The sequence below is a fragment of the Rhodobacter ferrooxidans genome, assembly GCF_000176015.1.
Classification (GTDB): domain Bacteria; phylum Pseudomonadota; class Alphaproteobacteria; order Rhodobacterales; family Rhodobacteraceae; genus Pseudorhodobacter_B; species Pseudorhodobacter_B ferrooxidans.
In genome coordinates this window covers 15010-32008 of sequence record NZ_ACYY01000013.1, presented here as the reverse complement: position 1 = coordinate 32008, position 16999 = coordinate 15010, and the positions used below count along the sequence as shown (strand labels likewise).

Annotated in this window: 11 protein-coding genes; 6 read left to right on the top strand and 5 right to left on the bottom strand. The window is 64.4% G+C overall.

The annotated features are described in order from the left end of the window. Positions 1–54 precede the first annotated feature (54 nt). From RSW2DRAFT_RS10550 to RSW2DRAFT_RS10535, 4 genes are all read left to right on the top strand, one after another. Positions 55–2184, top strand: coding sequence for a YjbH domain-containing protein (locus RSW2DRAFT_RS10550; RefSeq protein WP_008030779.1), 2130 nt, complete (start codon positions 55–57; stop codon positions 2182–2184). Next, positions 2163–2864 carry a YjbF family lipoprotein gene (locus RSW2DRAFT_RS10545; RefSeq protein ID WP_008030778.1) on the top strand — a complete coding sequence of 234 codons (702 nt, stop codon included), beginning with the start codon at positions 2163–2165 and terminating at the stop codon, positions 2862–2864. The genes RSW2DRAFT_RS10550 and RSW2DRAFT_RS10545 overlap by 22 nt, the downstream gene beginning before the upstream one ends. Before the next feature lie 72 nt (positions 2865–2936). Continuing rightward, a complete protein-coding gene (locus RSW2DRAFT_RS10540) occupies positions 2937–3155 on the top strand; it encodes a hypothetical protein (protein WP_008030777.1) in 219 nt (72 codons plus the stop codon). Positions 3156–3360: 205 nt separating this feature from the next. Further along, on the top strand, positions 3361–3672 hold the full coding sequence (locus RSW2DRAFT_RS10535; protein ID WP_008030775.1) for a hypothetical protein: 312 nt from the start codon (positions 3361–3363) through the stop codon (positions 3670–3672). 3 nt (positions 3673–3675) lie between these two features. On the opposite strand, the gene RSW2DRAFT_RS10530 is transcribed toward RSW2DRAFT_RS10535, so the two are convergent. After that, positions 3676–7179, bottom strand: a complete 3504-nt coding sequence (locus RSW2DRAFT_RS10530) for a translocation/assembly module TamB domain-containing protein (RefSeq protein ID WP_008030773.1) — start codon at positions 7177–7179, stop codon at positions 3676–3678. Then, positions 7179–9002: an autotransporter assembly complex protein TamA gene (locus tag RSW2DRAFT_RS10525; RefSeq protein ID WP_008030771.1), complete on the bottom strand. Its 1824-nt coding sequence runs from the start codon at positions 9000–9002 to the stop codon at positions 7179–7181. The genes RSW2DRAFT_RS10530 and RSW2DRAFT_RS10525 overlap by 1 nt, the downstream gene beginning before the upstream one ends. A gap of 144 nt (positions 9003–9146) precedes the next feature. Between RSW2DRAFT_RS10525 and RSW2DRAFT_RS10520 the strand changes: the two genes are divergently transcribed. Next, positions 9147–10484 (top strand): cytochrome-c peroxidase, encoded by a 1338-nt coding sequence (locus tag RSW2DRAFT_RS10520; protein WP_008030769.1) that lies wholly within the window; start codon positions 9147–9149, stop codon positions 10482–10484. 6 nt (positions 10485–10490) lie between these two features. Here RSW2DRAFT_RS10520 and RSW2DRAFT_RS10515 read toward each other — a convergent pair whose 3' ends face one another. Both RSW2DRAFT_RS10515 and RSW2DRAFT_RS10510 read right to left on the bottom strand, forming a co-directional pair. Further along, positions 10491–11351, bottom strand: a complete 861-nt coding sequence (locus RSW2DRAFT_RS10515; protein ID WP_008030767.1) for a ribokinase — start codon at positions 11349–11351, stop codon at positions 10491–10493. Further along, entirely contained in the window at positions 11351–13606 is a 2256-nt protein-coding gene (locus RSW2DRAFT_RS10510) for an NADP-dependent malic enzyme (RefSeq protein ID WP_008030765.1), read from the bottom strand. The genes RSW2DRAFT_RS10515 and RSW2DRAFT_RS10510 overlap by 1 nt, the downstream gene beginning before the upstream one ends. A gap of 126 nt (positions 13607–13732) precedes the next feature. On the opposite strand from RSW2DRAFT_RS10510, the gene mutS reads away from it, so the two are divergent. Further along, positions 13733–16372 carry a DNA mismatch repair protein MutS gene (mutS, locus tag RSW2DRAFT_RS10505; protein WP_008030761.1) on the top strand — a complete coding sequence of 880 codons (2640 nt, stop codon included), beginning with the start codon at positions 13733–13735 and terminating at the stop codon, positions 16370–16372. 65 nt (positions 16373–16437) lie between these two features. Here the strand turns inward: mutS and RSW2DRAFT_RS10500 are convergent, their stop codons facing one another. Continuing rightward, positions 16438–16998, bottom strand: coding sequence for a nucleotide exchange factor GrpE (locus RSW2DRAFT_RS10500; RefSeq protein WP_008030760.1), 561 nt, complete (start codon positions 16996–16998; stop codon positions 16438–16440). Position 16999: the final 1 nt, after the last annotated feature.

Below are 16999 nucleotides of genomic sequence, written 5' to 3'. Positions count from 1 at the left end.
TTGTTGTCGGTTGGTCCTTCCCTTAGACTGCCTTGAAAATTACGAGGCAAAATGATGCGTTCTCCTCTGCCACGGGGCACCTTGATTCCCGCGACTTCGGTGCTGGCGCTGCTTTCGGCCGCCATGGCTTTTGGCCAGACGACACCGTCGTTGAATCTGTCGGGTGCCACCGGGTTGATCGACATGCCGTCGGGTGAAAGCCAGCCGGACGGATTTTTTACCGCTTCATCCTCCAAATTCGGGCCGGTCAGGCGCACGACACTGTCGTTTCAGCTGTCACCGCGGATGTCGGCCAGCTTCCGCTATACCGGCATTGACGACTGGAACCGGATTCTGCCGTCAAGCTTGAGCGTCTATTACGACCGCAGCTTTGATTTGCGCTATCGGGCACTGGACGAGGGCCGGTATCTGCCCGCGGTGACGGTCGGCTTTCAGGATTTCATCGGAACCGGCCTGATGTCGGGCGAATACATCGCCGCAACCAAGCATCTGTCCACCGGTCTGAAAGTGACGGCCGGTCTGGGCTGGGGCCGGCTGGGAAGCTACAACGCGATTGGTACGCCGTTCGGGTCACGTCCGGCGGTGGATTTCGGTCTGGGTGGCAAGCCGAATGTCGGCCAGTGGTTCAAGGGGCCAGTGGCAGCTTTTGGCGGCGTCGAGTGGCAGGCCAACGACAAGCTGACCTTCAAGGCGGAATATTCGTCTGATGCCTATGATCTGGAATCGACGCAGCGCCAGACCTTCGAGCGCAAGACGCCCTTCAACTTTGGTGTCGAATATCAGCCCTACGACAGCATGCGCGTTGGTGCCTACTACATGTATGGCAGCGAGGTCGGGCTTGCCGTTCATTTCCTGATGAACCCCAAGCAACGCCCGATGGGCGGAATTGCTGATTCGGCGCCCGATCCGGTCAAGCCGCGGCCGAGCCGTGCTGCCGACCCCGATGCCTGGTCGCCGGAATGGGTAACGCAAGACGGAGCCGCCCCGGTTCTGATGACCAACATCAACAAATGGTTGGCAAAAGACGGCATCGTGGTCGAAGCGATCGGTTATACCGGTTCGACCGCGCAGGTGCGTATCCGCAACAACCGGTATGACGCCGAAGCGCAGGCCATCGGCCGTGTCGCCCGCGCCATGACCAACACCATGCCGGCCTCGGTGGAAACCTTCGAAATCGTGCCGATGGTGAATGGCGTTGCGGCCTCCAAGGTCACTTTGCGCCGGTCAGATATCGAGGCGCTTGAATTCACGCCGGGTGCGGATCAGGCGATCAGAGACCGGGCGGTTATCAGCAACGCCAGCGGCGCGGGCCCGGAGCTTACCTTTGACCCCGATACCTACCCGCGGCTGAACTGGAGTCTTGCGCCCTTTGTCGCCGTGAGTCTTTTCGATCCCAGCGCGCCGGTTCGCACCGAACTGGGGATAAGACTTCAGGGCGATTACGAAATCGTGCCGGGGCTGGTGTTGTCGGGGTCTCTAACCAAGTCACTTGCCGACAACCTTAATCGCACGGGCGACCCATCCGATTCACTGTTGCCGCATGTCCGTTCGGACGCCGGCCTGTTCAACCGGGTGGATAACGTGAAGCTGGAACACCTGAAGCTGTCGTGGTCCAGTCATCTGGGCAATGATCTCTATGGGCGCGTGACCGTCGGCTATCTGGAGCGGATGTTTGGCGGGGCGTCGGCGGAATTGCTGTGGATGCCTGTCAACAGCCGGCTGGCATTGGGCGCAGAGGTCGATTACGCGCGTCAACGCGATTTCGACAAGCCCTTCGCCTTTCAGGATTACGAGATCGTCACCGGCCATGTGTCCGCCTATTACGAGCTGAACAGCGACTATCGGGCGCAGCTTGATGTTGGTCGCTATCTTGCCGGGGACACCGGTGCCACACTTTCGCTTGACCGCGAATTTGCCAACGGCTGGCGCGTTGGTGCCTTCGTCACAATGACCGACGCAACCTATGAGGAGTTCGGCGAGGGGTCGTTCGACAAGGGCATCCGGCTGCGGATACCGCTGACCTGGGCCATCGGTCAGCCGTCGCGCAAGATATTTGGTTCTACGATCCGGCCGCTAAGCCGCGATGGCGGAACACGTCTGGAAGGGGCGGGCACGTTCTACGAAAGCCTTCGCGACTACCACGCCTCCGGACTTGATTCGCAATGGGCAAGGTTCTGGAAATGACCGGTGCATGGCGGTCTGTTGTTATCGTCACGGCGCTGGCGCTTGGTCTTGCGGCATGTGGGTCCGGAAACAAGGAGGTTACCGGGACCAAGGTTGCCTTGAATGCCGTCAGACAATTTGTCTCGCAGGGCAATTCCGCCGGGCAACCGACCGCGGCACCACCTGTCACGCGTCAGGCGCTGTCGGCGTTTTCCACACCAATGATCATGGCCGAAATTCCGGCTTTGAAGGCAACCACCTTCCTGGTTCCTTATGGTCGGAATGGCGATGTGGAAACCTGGGCCACGGGTGATGACAAAACCATTTCCTTCCGTCAGGGAGTGATGGTTGCCACCCGCGGCTTTGGCCCCGACATCATGCAAGCCAGCGCGCCGTCCATTGGCCTTTTGGCCAGCGGCGCAGGCAATTACGAACGCGCCTATGAGTATCTGGATGGTGCCGACCAGTTGCAGCGCTATATTTACCGGTGTTCGTTGGGTGTTGTCGGCTCCGAGACAATAACTGTTGTGCAAGAGCAACACATCACCAACCATGTGCGTGAGCAGTGCACTGGAATTCATGGTGATTTTACCAACGAATACTGGTTCGAAAACGGTGTTTTTCTTAGGAAATCCAAGCAGTTACTGTTTCAGAACTGGGGCTATGTGATCTTCCAGCGCGTGATTGACAAGACCTCTTAGTTGGGTCTTTCATCGGAAGTGTACCTATGGTATCCACGCCTTAAGACTTCCTTCCTCATCTCGGAGAGTAAAATGAAAAAAATCACCGCATTCGTGGCAGCAGCCGCTCTTGTTTCGTCCGTTACCGTTGCCACCGCTGGCGGCCCGGTCATGATCGTTGACGAAGCCCCGCCGGTTGTCGCTGCTGCGCCGGCTTCGTCCAGCGGCATGCTGCTGCCGCTGCTGGGTCTGGCTGTTATCGTTGCCCTGGTTGCGACGAACAACAACAACAACGACAACACCACCAACTGATTTTTCTTGGGGTAGGCTAACCTGCCCTGGAGAATCTGTGGATCAGGGCTCGCATTTGCGAGCCCTTTTCATTTTGCGCAACTGATGCCCGGCGCCCGAAAATCGCCACTTTCGTGAGCTTCTATGTTTCCCTGGGCAAGCCGTTCTTGTTGATCAATGTAACAGGGACAGCTAGGAACATTGTATCCCTAGGGAGTTTGGCAGAATGAATGATGCCGATCGCGTTTATCGTCTGGTCTCGGCTGTAGATCAGGCGCGTCGCGCCTACCGCAGTCTGGCACAACGGCCAGAGCTTCCCTCTGATCAGGAGCTGGCGCGCTCGGGCGACTATAAATCCTTGTTGCAGGCCGGTACCCAGATCCGCCTGTGGGGCAGCCGCGATATGTTTGCCCAGATGCAGGCTCGGCTATACGCGGATGATCCCGATCTTTCGGCCCGCGCCGCCCGAGATCTGCCGCATCTGTGGGCGGGGATCATCGACTGGCCGATTCCGGCGCGGCCCGAGCGGTTGCATTAGGCCTTAGTAGTCCTTTTCCAGAAACACGCCCAAGCTGGTGTTGCCGCTGCCGTCAGAGCTGCCGCGCAGCGTGATGTTGGGCGTCACGTCCAGGTTCAGGTTGATCTGGCTTTGGCCCTGCTGCCCCACCACGATCTCGGTATAAAGGTTCTTGCCCAGGTATTTCCCGGCCTTCACCGCCGCTCCGCCCTGATCATCAGTGACCAGATCAAGATCATCCAGCCCAAAGCCCTGCCGCAGCTTGCCCACCAGCCCCTCGCCGCCCTTGCCCGCCAGCGTCGCCACCGCATTGGCCAATTGCGCCGCCTGCAACGGCGACAGCGCCAACAGGCTGCGCCCGAACAGCAGCCGCGCCAGCACCTCTTCCTGCGGCAGTTCGGGGTTTGAAACAAAGGTCACCGCAGGCTCTGTGGCCTTGCCCTCGATCAGCACCGAACTGGTGATGCCATCGCTTTCATTCGACGCCAGAATCCGCACGAACGGCACAAACTCGCCTTCCAGCCGCAGCGAGGCTTCCGACAGATCGAGCCGCTTGCCCAGGATATCCAGCCGCCCGCGAATCAGGTTGAAAGCGCCGTTGGGCTGCACATTGGCGGTGGTGCCGCCCAGCCGCAATTCGCCCCCCAGTTCGGCATCCAGCCCACGACCGCGGATGAACACCCGGTTCGGCGCCGAGATCAGCAGGTCCAGCGGATAGGCCCGCCGCTGCACCACCGCTGCACCACCGGCCCCCAGCAGCCCTGCCCGCACCCTTGTGGCCCGCACATCAGCCGGTTCGTTGACGTGGCGCAGGTCGGGCAGGCTGCCCAGACTGCCCATCCCGGTCGACGGGATTTGCAGCTCGGTTTCCGCCAGCCGCAAGGTGCCTGCAATCACCGCCCCACCGTTCAGCGGCCCGCGGATGGTCAGCGTGCCATTGGCGCGGGTCTGATACAGCGCTGGGTCCTTCAGCACCGCGTTCTGCACCTGCACCGCCAGATCGCCCGGGAAGGGCGCCGTCAGCCCGATGCCGCCCTGCACCTCAATCCGCCCGCCACTGGAAACCGCCGCCTGCGCCGCCACCTGCGCCCGGCCACCCGCCAGATCGGCGCTTGCCATCACCGCCTGCAAGGCAAACGGCAGGTCAGGGTCGGTCAGCCGCCCGCCGGACAGCGACAGCTTGCCCGACAATGAGGCCAGCTTGAACGGCCCCCTCAGCGCCAGATCGAATTGCAGCGGCCCCGAAACCACGCGCGAGCCGAGGAAAACATTGGCCAGCCCCGCCTGCCCGGTGCCGCTGATCTTCAGATCGGCGGTATCGAAACCGCTGCCCAGCCGCCCGCTGACCGTGGCGGCAATCTGCCCCGGACCATTGGCCTTCAGGTTCAGGACGCTGCCCGCCGCATCCGGCTCTACCGTGCCGGAAACCGTGACCGACCCGGGAAACTCGGGCAACAGCAGGCCCAGATTGGCCAGCAGGGCAGTCAGGTCCACCTTCGATTGCGAACCGCTCGCCTCGGCGCTCAGTTGCGGGTTGCGCAGGCTGGCGCGGTTGACCGTCACCTTGCCGTCGCGCAAATCAAACGCCAGCGAAAGATCGGTCTTGCCGCGCAGCAGGCTGTCCGCCTCGGCGTGCCCCACCGCCAGCCCGGTCGCCACCGCCTCCAGCGTCACGGCACCGGTCTGCGGCGTGCCGGTCAGATGCGCCTTGCCGGTCAGCGCGCCGCGATAGCCGCCGCCCAGCACCGACAGGTCGGTGAAATCCAGATCGGCGGTCAGATCGCTGCCCGCCGTGGCCACCCGCCCGGCCAGCACCGCCGTCAGGCTGCGCGCCGCAATCTCCAGCCGCCGCACTTGCGTGCCGGTCTCGTCGCGCAGTGCCGAAAGTTCGATGCGAGATTGCCCGCGCAGCAGGTTATCCAGCTCCGCCTGACCAAAGCGCAGATCGGTGCCCGTAATCTCGGCCTGCAGATCGAAACCACCCGACAGCAGACTGCCGCTGCCGGTAACCGTGGCCACACCACTGCCCGACAACGCCCGCCCGGCCAAGCCCGAGGCGCGGGACAGATCGTCCAGCCGCGCTTGCGCCCGGCCTTTCAGGGCAAAGCCGCTGGCCAGCCCGTTGATGCTGCCACTGGCCTGCACGCCAAAATCGGCACCCTGCAACGTCAGGTCAGATACCGTAACGACGCCAGCGCCCTCGCGCCAGTTCAGCCTAGCGGTGCCGGTCAAAGCTTCGCCCAAAGCCTGCGCCAGCCCCGGATCGCGCGGGGCCAAGCCCTTGGCGTCAAACCGGAAATCGGCAGCAATCGCGTTGCCCGCCTGCCGGGTGATCTGGCCCGTGCCATCCAGCTTCAGGCTTTCCGCCGCGAAATCGGCGCGCCGCAGGCCGGTCAGAACCGCCGAACCCTGCCAGTCGTCGCCCTTGGCCGCGTCGAACCGCAGCGCCAGGTCTGCCGCCTGCACCGATGTCGGCTGGTCGGCGCCAAACGGCAGCAACACCGGCGTGCCATCGGCCTGCCGCAAGCTGCCGGTCAGATCGAACCGTTCCGGCAAGCCATCGGCGGCCAGCACCAGCGCGCCTTGCAGCGCCACAGAACCACCGCGCAGCGACAGATTGCGCAGGTCCAGCCGCCCGCCCGCGTCGCGCTGGCCATCCGCCTGCAACTGCACGCTGGTGCCCAGGAAATCGGCGTATTGCGGCAGGAACAGCGGTGCAAGATCGCCGGTCAGATCGGCGTTGAAGCCGTGGCCGCCGATGTCGTTGGCCGTCAGCGTCACGCCGCCCGCCAGCCGCTCCACTTCATCGGTCACCAGCCGCACATCGGCGGCATAGTCGGAAACCGGCCCTGTGCCCTTGATCGTCAGTTCCGCCGAAGGCACCCCCGGCAGCCCCAGCAACGTCGCCGCCACCCCGCCCGCACCCTCTTTCGCCTGCAAATTCAGCGCCAGGATGCCCGAGGCATTGCCATAGCTGGCGGTCAGCGTCACCAGCCCCTGCGGCCCGTCATCGCTGCGCTCCAGCCGCAGGTTGGCCTCGCCCTCGCCAGCGATCAGCGACATCGAAGCTTCCAGCGACCCCTCGACCGCCTGCCCCAGAACCTCCGGCGCAAGTTCGATCCGCGTTGCGGCAATACGGCCGATCTCTACCGACACCGGCAGGTCCGGCAGCGAAAACCCCTGCGCCTCGGCGCTAAGCCCGTCGGTTTCCGCAACCGGCGCGCGGGCCACGATGATCTCGGCGGCGGTCAGTGCGTTCACCGAAACCCGGCCCTTCAGCAGCGCCGCGCGGTTCCATTCCAGCGCCACATCGTTCAGCGTCAGCCAGATGCCCTCGCTGTCGGCAATCGTCATCTGCGTCATGGTCGCCCGTGACGAAAGCGCGCCCTGAAAGCCGGAAATCGTCACTGTGCGGCCGATATCCGAGAAATTATCCTCCAGAAACGCCGTCAGATAGCTGCGGTCATCGGTCTGCGCCGCAGCCGTGTGGGGCAGCACCACCAGTGCAAGGATTGCCAGCCGCCGCATCAGAACGCCTGCCCCAGGCCAAGATAGACCTGCACGCCCGCGCCAGTATCGCCGCCCACCGGCATCGCCACATCCAGCCGCACCGGGCCAAAGCCGGTGTCATAGCGCAACCCCAGCCCGGCGCCGGCGTGCCAGCCGCCCAGCGTATCAAAGAACTCCATCGCCCCGACATGCCCCGCATCCACGAACCCGACCACGCCGATCTTGTCTGTCACCTTGGCGCGCATCTCGACCGAGGCCGCAAGGAAGGCCATGCCGCCGGTCTTGAACTGATCGCCAAAGGCCCGCAAGACGCTGACCCCCAGCGATTGATAGGGCTGGCCGCGCACCGTGCCGCCGCCGCCGGAATAGAAAAGATAGTCGCGCGGCGTGCCGATCAGGCTTGGCCCCAGCACCACCCCCGCCTGCACCCGCCCCGCCAGAACGAACCTCCCCTGATCGCCAAAGCCGCGATAGGCCCGCGCGTCACCCTTCAGCCGCAGCCCGGAATCGGTGGTGCCAAAACCGAGGAACGGCTTGGCCTCGGCCTCCAGATAGTAGCCCTTGCTGGCATCCAGCTTAACATCACGGTTGTCCCAGGTCAGGCCTACCGGCAGCGCCAGATGCTGATAGACCGCGCGGCCCGACAGGTCGGTCACCTCGGACCAAGTGTAATCCAGCCCGGCGCGCCCGGTCAGGTGTTCGGTAAAGATATGGCCAAAACCAAAGCCCAGCCCGCCAGAGTTTTCCAGATAGTCCTGCTGGTCCAGATGTGCCACTTCGGCATGAAAACTCAGCGTGGTGTCGGGGGTGAAGGTGGCAGGCCGATCCAGCGTCACGCCCAGCTTGTAATCGACACCGCTGGTCTGCGCCCCCAGATTGGCCACCTCGCCGCTAACGGTCAGCCGCTCGGCACCGCCAAACAGGTTGCGGTGCAGCCAGGTGCCGCTGAGCGTGGCACCCTCAAGGCTGGCCAATTCGGCACCAAAGCTGTAGCGGCGCAGCTTTTCTTCGACCACGACGGCCGAAATACCCAGAAGATCGGGTGCGGTGATCGCTTCATCCTCGGTCAGTGAGACGGACCGGAACACCCCGGTGCGCCGCAACCGCTCGGCGCTGCGAGCAAGGGCCTTCGGGCTGAAAACATCGCCGGTCGGCAACCCGGCAATCTCGCGAATCCGGGCCTCGCGCATCCGCTGCTGACCGGTGATGGCAAGCTGGCCAAAGCGCAGCACCGGACCGGGAGCAAGCTGCACCTCGGCATCCAACCGGTGCCGCGCATGGTCGGCCACGATGTTCTGCCCGGCGGCCGCAGCTTTGGCGTGACCGATGGCGCGCCAGCCTTCCACCCCGGCCACGACTGCCTCTTGCACCAGCCCGCTGTCGGCCCGCGCGCCGGTCGCAAAGCCTTGCGGCAGCACGGTGCCCGCCGCCAAGGGCGCCACATGCGCGGAGCCAAAGGTAAACAGCGGCCCGGGCTGCACCCGCACCTCGATGCGCGAAATCCGGGCGGGCGCGTCCAGCGGGGCGATGCTGGCCGCCTCGCGCCCGTCGATCAGGATGTGGATCACCGGCGAATAATGGCCGCGGGCGTAAAGTGCGCCGACCAGACGGCCATATTCGGCCTGGGCCGCGGCAAAAACATCCTGCGGATCGGTGGTGCCATCGCGCTTTGCCGTCAGCAAAAGCGAGGCCGCGCGCAGGCTGGCTTGCAGCCCGGTTTCAACCTCTGGCACGGAAAACACAAGCGTATCAAGCGCCTGCGCCGGTGCTGCCGCAAGCATCAGCCCGGCAATGGCCGCGCCGAACCTGCCGACCCTTGGTTTTGCCCGCAGACCGGCCACCTGTTTCCCCCTGATCCGCATGCAAAGACTATCGCAGCTTGCCACACCCTCGGCAATGCGCCGCGCACCTGGATCAGCCTCCGGGCGTGAAACCGCCTTTTCCACTGCGGCAAACCGTGGTTTTCTGCGAAGCGGAGGAACGTCATGCCCAATCTGCTTGCTCACGCTGCCCTTGCCGCCGCTTTGGCCCTGCCGACCGCCGCGCTGGCGCAAAGCCGGGCGCTGCCCGCCCCGATCACCGACGCCGACTACGCCCTGGTTGCCGAAGCCGAGGCGAAACTGGGGCAACTGCTGTTCTGGGATCCGATTCTGTCGGGCAACCGCAACATCGCCTGCGTTACCTGCCATCACCCGCGCTTCGGCACCTCGGACGGCGTGTCGCTGGGCCTGGGCGAGGGTGGCACGGGCCTCGGCCCCGACCGCAAGCCGATGGCCAAAAACTTGCCGGAACAGCGGATTCCGCGCAACGCCCCGGCGCTGTTCAATCTGGGGGCGCGCGAATTCACCACGCTGTTCCACGATGGCCGGATTCAGGCCGACCCGACCCGCGCCTCGGGCTTTCGCACACCGCTGGAAGACGAGATGGTGCAAGGCTTCGCCTCGATCCTGTCGGCGCAGACCATGTTTCCGGTGCTGTCGAATGACGAAATGGCCGGGCATTACGAGGAAAACGAGGTCTCCACCGCGGTGCGCGAAGGCCTGATTACCGGGCCGAAGGGCGCGTGGAACCTGCTGGCGCTGCGGGTGGCGGCGATTCCGGCCTATGCCGAGATGTTTGCCGCCGCCTACCCCGAGATTGCTGCCGGTCGCCCGATCGGCTTTACCGATATCTCCAACGCCATCGCCGCCTTCATCGAGGTGGAATGGCGGTCCGATACCGCGCCCTTCGACGCCTGGCTGCGCGGCACCGGCACCCTGAAGCCGCAGGAACAACTGGGGCTGGCACTGTTCTACGGCTCGGCGGGGTGCAGCGCCTGTCACAGCGGCAAATTCCAGACTGACCAGAGCTTTCACGCCATGGGCGAGCCGCAGCTTGGCCCCGGCAAGGCCGAACGGTTCGAGAGCCATTCGCGTGATGTCGGCCGGATGCGGGTGACCAACAACCCCGCCGATGCCTATGCCTTCCGCACCCCCAGCCTGCGCAATGTGACGGCCACCGCACCTTATGGCCACGCCGGGGCGCACAAGACGCTGGAAAGCTTTCTGGCCTATCACGCCGATCCGAAAACCGGGCTGGCGTCCTATGAGGACGATACGGTTTTGCCTGCGTTCCAGCCGAACAAGCCCGATTGGCTGATCATGGATACGCCAGACGAACGCGATGCCATTGCCGCCGCGGTAACCACGCAGCCGGTGCTTCTGCAAGCCGAACAGATCGCGGCACTGGTGGCGTTTCTGAAAACGCTGGAAGACCCGGTGGCGCTGAAGGGGCGGTTCGGCGTGCCGGATGCGGTGCCCAGCGGGTTGCCGCTGGACCGCTGAACGGCTCTAACCTTGCAGAAATGCGTCCACTTCGCTGGCCGAGGGCATGGCCTGCGCCGCACCCTTGCGGGTGACTTGTATCGCAGCAGCCGCAGCAGCCCGTCGCATGCCGCCCGCCCTATCAAGCCCCGCATCCAGCGCCGCCGCAAGTGTGCCGATGAAACAATCGCCTGCACCGGTGGTATCGACCGGCAGAACCTTGAACGACGGCACGAAAAGCGGCTCTGCTCCGACGGAAATCCATTCCGCACCGCGCGCGCCCTTGGTCACGATCACATCGACCGCCGGCAAGCCGCCAAGGCCGTCGCGCATCATCCCGGCCTCGATTTCATTCATCACCAGCAGGCCGACATGCGGCAACACCGCCTTCACCGCGCCCAGATCGAAGGGTGCCGCGGAATAGATCACCCGCATCCCCTTGGCCGCCGCCATCTGCGCCGCAATCACCTGCACCGAGGTTTCGTTCTGCAACATCAGCGTGTCGCCCGGCCCGGCCCCGGCCAGTGCGGCACCGATTGCCGCCGCGCCAAGCGTCTGGTTGGCACCGGAATACAGCACGATGGCATTTTCCGCCGCCGGATCGACGTTGATGATGGCATGGCCGGTGGCCTCGGTCCCGCGCGCAACGTGCGAAACATCGACGCCATACCCCGCCAAAGCCTCGCGCGCCCACAGCCCTTCCGGCCCGACCGCGCCGATATGCAGCACCCGCGCCCCGGCCTTCGCCGCCGCAACTGACTGGTTGGCACCCTTGCCGCCCAAGCCGATGCTGTAGCCGGTTGCCGCCAACGTCTCACCCGGCGCGGGCAGATGCGGCACCGCATAGACGTGGTCGGCGTTGATCGAGCCGAGGTTATAGACCGTCATCACCCCACCTTGCAGGCAGCCATCACCGCCATGTTCAGAATGTCGTTCACCGTCGAATTGGTCGAACAGATCTGGATCGGCTTTTTCACCCCGGTCAGAATCGGCCCGATCACCGTCGCCCCGGCCATTTCCTGCAACAGCTTGACCGAGATCGAGGCCGAGTGTCGCGCCGGAACCACCAGCACATTGGCAGGCCCGGTCAGGCGGCAGAACGGATATTGCGCCATCGACTCGCGGTTCAGCGCCACATCGACGGTCATTTCGCCTTCATACTCGAAATCGACCTTCATGTTGTCCAGCACCTTGGTGGCGCGGCCCATCTTGGTGGCACGCTCCGACACCGGATAGCCGAAGGTCGAGAACGACACGAAAGCCACCCGCGGGTCCAGCCCCAGGTTGCGCGCCACCCCGGCGGCCTTGATGGCAATCACCGCCAGGTCGTTCTCGTCGGGCCATTCATGCACCAGCGTATCGGCCAGCAACACGATCCGGCCCTTGTGCAGCAGCACCGTCACCCCCACGGCCCCATCTTCGGCCTTGGCATCGAACACCTGGTTCAGAAGTTGCAGCACATGCGCCGATTTGCGGGTGGCGCCGGTCACCAGGCCGTCACCATGGCCATGCGCCAGCATCAGCGCCGAGAACACATGCCGGTCGCGCGCCGCCTGGCGGTGGATATCCAGCTTGTCGAAACCGCTGCGCTGCAGGCGCTTGTAAAGAAAATCCTGGTAGGCTTCGAGGTGGCGGGTATTGGCGGCATTGACCACCTCCAGCTCGCGCACCGCATCGCCCAGACCCACCGCTTCCAGCTTTTCCCGCACGTCGGATTCGCGGCCGACCACCATGGCCCGGCCCAGACCGGCGCGCTGATAGGCGACGGCGGCACGCAGCACGCGGGGGTCATCGCCCTCGGCAAAGATCATCCGGGCCTGCGCGGCCTTGGCGCGGGTATGGATGCCTTGCAGGATCGAGGCGGTCGGGTCCATCCGCGATTTCAGGCTCAGCTCATAAGCCTTCAGGTCGATAATGGGGCGCCGCGCCACGCCGGTATCCATGCCGGCCCGCGCCACCGCCGGGGGAATCACATAGATCAGCCGCGGGTCGAACGGCGTCGGGATGATGTAGTCGCGGCCAAACGACAGCTTGCGGCCATAGGCCATCGCCACCTCGTCCGGCACATCCTCGCGCGCCAGTTTGGCAAGAGCCATGGCGCAGGCGATCTTCATCTCGTCATTGATGGCGCGGGCATGGATGTCCAAAGCCCCGCGGAACAGGTAGGGGAATCCCAGCACGTTATTGACCTGATTGGGATAATCCGACCGGCCGGTGGCGACGATGGCATCGGGGCGCACCGCATGGGCATCCTCGGGGGTGATTTCCGGGTCGGGGTTGGCCATGGCAAAGATGACCGGATTGTCGGCCATCGATTTCACCATGTCCTGCGTCAGCGCCCCCTTGGCCGAGACGCCCAGGAACACATCCGCCCCCGCCATCGCCTCTTCCAGCGTGCGCAGCGGCGTGTTGGCGGCATGCGCCGATTTCCACTGGTTCATGCCCTCGGTGCGGCCCTGATAGATCACACCCTTGGTGTCGCACATGATGCAGTTGTCATGCTGTGCGCCCAGCCGCTTGATCAGCTCCAGACAGGCGATCCCCGCCGCCCCGGCCCCGTTCAGCACGATCCGGCAATCGCCGATCTTCTTGCCGCTGATCTCCAGCGCGTTGATCAGACCGGCGGCGCAGATCACCGCGGTGCCGTGCTGGTCGTCATGGAACACCGGGATGTCCATGATTTCCTTCAGCCGCTGCTCGATGATGAAACATTCCGGCGCCTTGATATCCTCAAGGTTGATGCCGCCGAACGCGGTGCCCATCAGCCGCACGGCGTTGATGATCTCTTCGGGGTCTTCGGTGTCCAGCTCGATGTCGATGGCGTTGACGTCGGCAAAGCGCTTGAACAGCACCGCCTTGCCCTCCATCACCGGCTTCGCGGCGGCAGCCCCCAGATTGCCCATCCCCAGAATCGCCGTGCCATTCGAGATGACGGCGACCATGTTGCCCTTGATGGTATAGTCGTAGATGGTTTCCGGCTGATCGGCGATCGCCTGCACCGGCACGGCCACACCGGGGCTGTAGGCCAGACTCAGGTCGCGCTGCGTCGCCATCGGCGTGGTCGGCACCACCTCGTATTTGCCGGGCTTCGGTTCCAGGTGGTAGGCAAGCGCCTCCTCCGGGGTAATCGTCATCTTGGTCATCAGCGCGCCATCCCTGTGGGTTTTCTGTCTCATAACCCTCTGGTGCGGCTGTGCCAACAGGCTTGCACTTGCCGCTTTTCCCGGATGGTGCGGTTTTGTAGGGTCGGGCCAACAGGAGGGCCGCCTTTGACCGATGATCCCGTCACGCCGATGATGGCGCAGTATCTTGCGATCAAGGCGCAGCACCCGGATGCGATCCTGTTCTACCGCATGGGCGATTTCTTCGAGATGTTCTTCGACGATGCCGTGGCTGCCGCCGAGGCGCTGGATATCGCGCTGACCAAACGCGGCAAGCATCTGGGGCAGGATATCTCGATGTGCGGCGTGCCGGTGCATGCGGCGGAAGGCTATCTGCTGACGCTGATCCGCAAGGGCTTTCGCGTGGCGATTGCCGAACAGATGGAAGACCCGGCCGAAGCCAAGAAGCGCGGTTACAAATCCGTGGTGCGGCGCGAGGTGGTGCGGCTGGTCACCCCCGGCACCCTGACCGAAGACAGCCTGCTGGAGGCGCGCCGCCACAACTACCTTGCCGCCTGGGCAGAGGTGCGCGGCGAGTCGGCGCTGGCCTGGGCCGATATTTCCACGGGTGCGTTTCATGTGATGCCCTGCCCTTTGGTGCGACTGCTGCCAGAATTGGCGCGGCTGGCGCCCAGCGAGCTGCTGGTGCAGGAAGGAAAAGAGGCCGAATTGGCCGTGTTGGTGACGGATTCCGGCGCCGCGCTGACGCCGCTGGCCCGCGCCAGTTTCGACAGCACTGCTGCGGAACAACGGCTTTGCACGCTGTTCGGGGTCGGCACATTGCAGGGTTTCGGCAGTTTCGACCGCGCCGAACTGTCGGCGATGGGCGGGCTGGTCGATTACCTGAACCTGACCCAGCGCGGCAAACTGCCCCTGCTGCGCCCGCCGCAACGCGAGGCCGCAGGCGGCGCCATGCAGATTGACGCCGCCACTCGCCGCAACCTGGAGATTACTGCGGCGCTGTCGGGTGGCCGCGAAGGCTCCCTGCTGGCGGCGGTAGATCGCACCGCCACTTCGGCGGGGGCGCGGCTGCTGGAGCGGCGGCTTTCCAGCCCATCTTGCGACCTTGCTGTGATCGACGAACGACTGGCCGCCTTGCGGTTTCTGCTGGAACAGAGCCGCTTTCGCGAAGATCTGCGCGATCATCTGCGCCGGGTTCCCGACATAGACCGCGCGCTTTCCCGGCTGGCGCTGGACCGTGGCGGCCCACGCGACCTGACCGCCATCCGCGCCGGTCTGACCCAGGCCCGCGCCATCGCCCGGCGGATGTTGCCTGACGCGCCGCCGCTGCTGGCCGAGGCAGCATTGGCCCTGACCGGCCATGATGCGCTGATTGACCTCTTGGACCGCGCCTTGGTCGCCGAACCGCCGTTATTGGCCCGTGATGGTGGTTTCATCGCCAGCGAATTTGACGCCGAACTCGACGAAACCCGGCAGTTGCGCGACGAGGGGCGCGGCGTTATTGCCCGGTTGCAGGCCGACTACATCGCGCAAACCGGCATCAACAGCCTGAAGATCAAGCACAACAACGTGCTGGGCTATTTCATCGAAACCACCACGACCCATGCCGAACGCATGTTGGCGCCGCCGCTGTCGGAAACCTTCATCCACCGGCAAACCACCGCCGGTCAGGTGCGCTTCACCACCCTGCCGCTGTCCGATCTGGAAACCCGCATCCTGAACGCCGCCAACCACGCGCTGGAGATTGAAAAGCGGCACTATGCGGGCCTTTTGGCTGCCATTCTCGCCCAATCCGCGCCGATCTTCGCCGCCGCCCGCGCGCTGGCCGAGATTGACCTTGCCACGGCTCTGGCCGACCTTGCCGCCGCCGAAAACTGGTGTGAACCGAGGGTCGATGCCTCGCACGCCTTCCAGATCACCGCCGGTCGGCACCCGGTGGTCGAGCGCGCCTTGCGACGGCAAGGAACGACCTTTGTTGCCAATGATTGCGCCCTGACGGCGGAATCGACCCCGGCGATCTGGCTGTTGACCGGCCCTAACATGGCCGGCAAATCCACCTTCCTGCGGCAGAACGCGCTGATCGCGCTGCTGGCGCAGGCCGGAAGCTATGTGCCTGCCGCCAGCGCCCATATCGGGCTGGTCAGCCAGTTGTTCAGCCGGGTTGGCGCCTCGGATGACCTTGCGCGCGGGCGGTCTACCTTCATGGTGGAAATGGTCGAAACCGCAGCGATCCTCAATCAGGCCGATGACCGGGCGCTGGTGATCCTCGATGAAATCGGTCGCGGCACCGCCACTTATGACGGGCTGTCCATTGCCTGGGCAACGCTTGAACATCTGCACGACGTGAACCGCTGCCGCGCGCTGTTCGCCACGCACTACCATGAAATGACTGCGCTTTCCGGCAAGCTGGCGGGGGTGGAGAACGCCACGGTGACCGTGAAGGAATGGGAAGGCGACGTGATCTTCCTTCACGAAGTCAAGAAAGGCGCGGCTGACCGCTCCTATGGCGTGCAGGTCGCCCGCCTTGCCGGCCTGCCGTCTGCGGTGATCGAGCGCGCCAAGGTGGTGCTGGAGGCGCTGGAGGCCGGCGAACGCGAAGGCGGCACCAGGCAGAAAAGTCTGATCGATGACCTGCCGCTGTTTCGCGCTGTCCCGGCACAGGCACCGAAACTCGCTCCGAAATCCACCGCAATCGAAGATCGGCTTAAATCCGTCCACCCCGATGAGCTCACGCCGATTCAGGCGCTTGCCCTGCTCTATGAGTTGAAGGAACTCGGAAAAGATTAAGACATCTTCTCTGCGAAAATATCCCACGGGGGGTCCGGGGGGTGTGAAACCCCCCGGCGCGTCAACTATTCGCCGCTGGTGTTCGACGAAACCCCGACCTGCGCCGGGCGCAGCAGTCGGTCGTGCAACAGGAAGCCTTCGGTCATCACCTGAATGATCTGGCCTGCCTTGGTGCCCGCCACCGGCGCCTCGAACATCGCCTGGTGCCGCTGCGGATCGAACACATCGCCAATCGCCGGTGCAATCACCGTCACGCCATGCTTGGTCAGCACGTTCTGCATTTCCCGCAGGGTCAGCTCGATCCCTTCGACCAGCGCCGCCGAGCCTTCGCGCTGCTCTTCGCTGATCACATCCAGCGCGCGGCGCAAGTTGTCGTAGACCGGCAGCATGTCGCGGGCCAGACGGGTGCCGCCATACTGCTCGGCCTCGCGCCGGTCGCGTTCACCGCGCTTGCGGGCGTTTTCGGCATCGGCCAGGGCACGCATGAACCGGTCGCGCAGCTCGTCGCGTTCGGCGCGCAACGCATCCAGCTCGTCAGCGCCGATGTAATCCTCGATCTCCTCGGGCTCGAGGTCTTCCGCAACCGCCTGGTCGTCCGCCATGTCGTCTTTCCTTGTGTCGTCCATC

Excerpts from the sequence above, each read along its gene's own strand:
- RSW2DRAFT_RS10550 (WP_008030779.1), top strand. The coding sequence starts at position 55 with ATGCGTTCTCCTCTGCCACGGGGCACCTTGATTCCCGCGACTTCGGTG.
- RSW2DRAFT_RS10545 (WP_008030778.1), top strand. The coding sequence starts at position 2,163 with ATGGGCAAGGTTCTGGAAATGACCGGTGCATGGCGGTCTGTTGTTATC.
- RSW2DRAFT_RS10540 (WP_008030777.1), top strand. The coding sequence starts at position 2,937 with ATGAAAAAAATCACCGCATTCGTGGCAGCAGCCGCTCTTGTTTCGTCC.
- RSW2DRAFT_RS10535 (WP_008030775.1), top strand. The coding sequence starts at position 3,361 with ATGAATGATGCCGATCGCGTTTATCGTCTGGTCTCGGCTGTAGATCAG.
- RSW2DRAFT_RS10530 (WP_008030773.1), bottom strand. The coding sequence starts at position 7,179 with ATGCGGCGGCTGGCAATCCTTGCACTGGTGGTGCTGCCCCACACGGCT.
- RSW2DRAFT_RS10520 (WP_008030769.1), top strand. The coding sequence starts at position 9,147 with ATGCCCAATCTGCTTGCTCACGCTGCCCTTGCCGCCGCTTTGGCCCTG.
- RSW2DRAFT_RS10515 (WP_008030767.1), bottom strand. The coding sequence starts at position 11,351 with ATGACGGTCTATAACCTCGGCTCGATCAACGCCGACCACGTCTATGCG.
- RSW2DRAFT_RS10510 (WP_008030765.1), bottom strand. The coding sequence starts at position 13,606 with ATGACCAAGATGACGATTACCCCGGAGGAGGCGCTTGCCTACCACCTG.
- RSW2DRAFT_RS10500 (WP_008030760.1), bottom strand. The coding sequence starts at position 16,998 with ATGGACGACACAAGGAAAGACGACATGGCGGACGACCAGGCGGTTGCG.